General features: G+C 72.4%; 4 protein-coding genes. 2 read left to right on the forward strand and 2 right to left on the reverse strand.

Annotated elements, in window-relative coordinates; all coding sequences use genetic code 11:
- On the forward strand, positions 1-425 hold a 425-nt coding region (locus HMPREF3099_RS08665), incomplete at its 5' end, for an ATP-binding cassette domain-containing protein (RefSeq protein ID WP_141762086.1).
- Positions 426-431: 6 nt separating this feature from the next.
- Here HMPREF3099_RS08665 and HMPREF3099_RS08670 read toward each other — a convergent pair.
- On the reverse strand, positions 432-923 hold the full coding sequence (locus tag HMPREF3099_RS08670) for a hypothetical protein (protein ID WP_070705602.1): 492 nt from the start codon (positions 921-923) through the stop codon (positions 432-434).
- 338 nt (positions 924-1261) lie between these two features.
- Here HMPREF3099_RS08670 and HMPREF3099_RS08680 point away from each other — a divergent pair, with 338 nt between their 5' ends.
- Entirely contained in the window at positions 1262-1873 is a 612-nt protein-coding gene (locus tag HMPREF3099_RS08680; protein ID WP_141762087.1) for a hypothetical protein, read from the forward strand.
- A gap of 79 nt (positions 1874-1952) precedes the next feature.
- On the opposite strand, the gene HMPREF3099_RS08685 is transcribed toward HMPREF3099_RS08680, so the two are convergent.
- Positions 1953-2262, reverse strand: a 310-nt coding sequence (locus HMPREF3099_RS08685) for an SRPBCC domain-containing protein (protein WP_202816732.1), incomplete at its 5' end; no start/stop codon positions are given.

Here is a 2262-nt window from a genome sequence, read left to right on the forward strand (position 1 = left end):
AGGACCACCCGGCGCTGACGGGGCGGACCCTGCTGGAGATCCTGCACCGCGGCGACGACCACCGGGACGGGATGGGCCGCGAGCAGGCCGCCAAGGTGCTGGACCGCTACGGGCTGGCCGCTGCCGGCGAGCGCACCTACGACCAGCTCTCCGGAGGGCAGCAGGCACGCTTCGGCATCCTGCTGCTGGAACTCTCCGGCGCCACCCTGCTGCTCCTGGACGAGCCGACGGACAATCTCGACCTGCACTCGGCCGAGGCGTTGCAGGACGCCCTGGAGTCGTTCGAGGGCACCGTGGTCGCCGTGACCCACGACCGCTGGTTCGCCCGCACCTTCGACCGCTTCCTCGTGTTCACCTCGCAGGGGCGGGTGGTGGAGACCCCCGAGGCCGTCTGGGACGAGGAGCGGGTGCGCCGCCGGCGCTGAACCCCCTCAGGCGCGCTGCACGCCCGCGGCGAGCAGCGCCTCGTCGACCATCGGGGCGATGCGGGGCTGCATCTTGGTCTCGCCCTTGGCCATCGAGGAGAGCGAGCCCGTCCACGAGCCGTCGGCAGCGGTGGGCTGGCCGACCCAGACGGTCCGGGCGAGCTCGAGCTGCGTCAGGGCGGGGTCCTGCTGGGCGGCCTTCTGCGCCTCGATGACCTCCGTGGCCTGGGCGTCGGTGAAGTCCTCGCTCTTGGCGGCCCCGACCGCGCCGAGCATCCACTTGCCCCACGGCCCGTGCAGCTCGTTCACCTTCAGGACCCGGGAGACCTTCGTGCGCACCTGGTCGGCGGGGACGTCGGCCACGACGCGGTCCGCAGAGGCCAGCACGATGCGCCCCGGGCTGATGGTGAGGATCACCGGGGTGCTGCGCTGGGTCATGACCTTCTCGAACAGGAACATGCCGATCTTCAGGGGCGTCCCCGACTGCGGTGCGTTCACGTGGTCCTCCTGGGCTGCGTGTGCTGGGCGACGTCCGCCCCGTTCACTGGCCCTCGCAAGGTAGCAACCCGGCAAGGCCGCCACCCCCGCCGCGGGGATGGCGGCGAAGACGACCTGCATGGTCGCCGTGCGCCAGCGGCCCGCCAGCTGGGCACGCATCTCGAGGTCGATGAGGCCGTGGGAGACCTCGTCGAAGCGCTCGGCGTCCTGCCACCCCGACGGCGGGACCGACTGGCAGAGTGGCCCGCACAGGATGGTCGGCGGCGCCCGACAGAGCTGGTGCGAGGAGGACCACGGTGGGGCGAGACGGATCGGTGAAGCCGGGTGACGGGTCGACCGTGACCCCCGTGACGGGGTGGCAGTCGCTGTGGCGGGGCCAGTTCACGGCCATGGCCGACGGGCACGAGTACACGCTCGACGTGGACTACCTCGACATCGGCGAGAAGCTGGTCCTCCACCGGGACGGCCGTCAGGTGGCGGTGGGGCGCAGCACCGCGACCTTCGTCCTGGACGACCTCCCGGGTGATCCCGGCCCCGACGCAGCCGACCGCCGGCACCCCCGCGAGCGCACGCCCCGCATCGAGGCCGCGTTGAGTTTCTACGGCATGAAGCGGGCGCACCTGGTGACCGATGCGGGGGAGCAGCCCCTGACCCCGGCCGCCGGCACCGGGGAGGCCTGGCGAGCCGACCTCGACGAGCGCCACCCCACCGCCAGCCGGGTCCTCGGGGCGCTCTCGCTCACCGTGCTGCTCGTGGCGCTGGGCCTGGAACTGCCGCAGCTGCTGCAGGCGTTCACCCGGGCCGACTGGTGGCAGTCGCTCACCGGGTGGACCTTCCACTCCCCGATCGAACTGCCCGTTCCGGTGAACGCCGGCCTGACCGTCGCTGGCGTCCTCGCGGGGCTCGAACGGGCGCTGCGCCTGCAGCACAACGCCTGGCTGGACGAGTGACCCGATGGGGTGACGCGCCGCCCGTCGACCGCAGGCCCCCCTGCACGCGTCGGGTGAGCCGCCTCGGATCAGCACGACGTCAGGCCAGCCCGAACTCCTGCGCGTACTCCGGTGCGAGGTCCATGTACCCGTCCCACTCGATGGTGGCCTGCTCCCCGGTCTCCAGGGACTGCTGCAGGCGGTCGAGGTAGAACTCCCACCCGGGGCCGACCTCGCGCACCATCTCCCGGCTGTTCAACGGCTGGCTGAAGGTCAGTGCGGTCCCCGGCTCGGCCTCGGTGAGCTCCACATCCATGGTCCACACCTGGGTGGGGTCGTCGTGGACGTTGTGCACCCGCAGGTGCCGCGGCGGTCGCACCGCCAAGCGCGCCGTGGTGACCGAGGGGCTG

The sequence above is a fragment of the Kytococcus sp. HMSC28H12 genome, assembly GCF_001816045.1.
GTDB classification, from domain to species: Bacteria; Actinomycetota; Actinomycetes; order Actinomycetales; family Dermatophilaceae; genus Kytococcus; species Kytococcus schroeteri.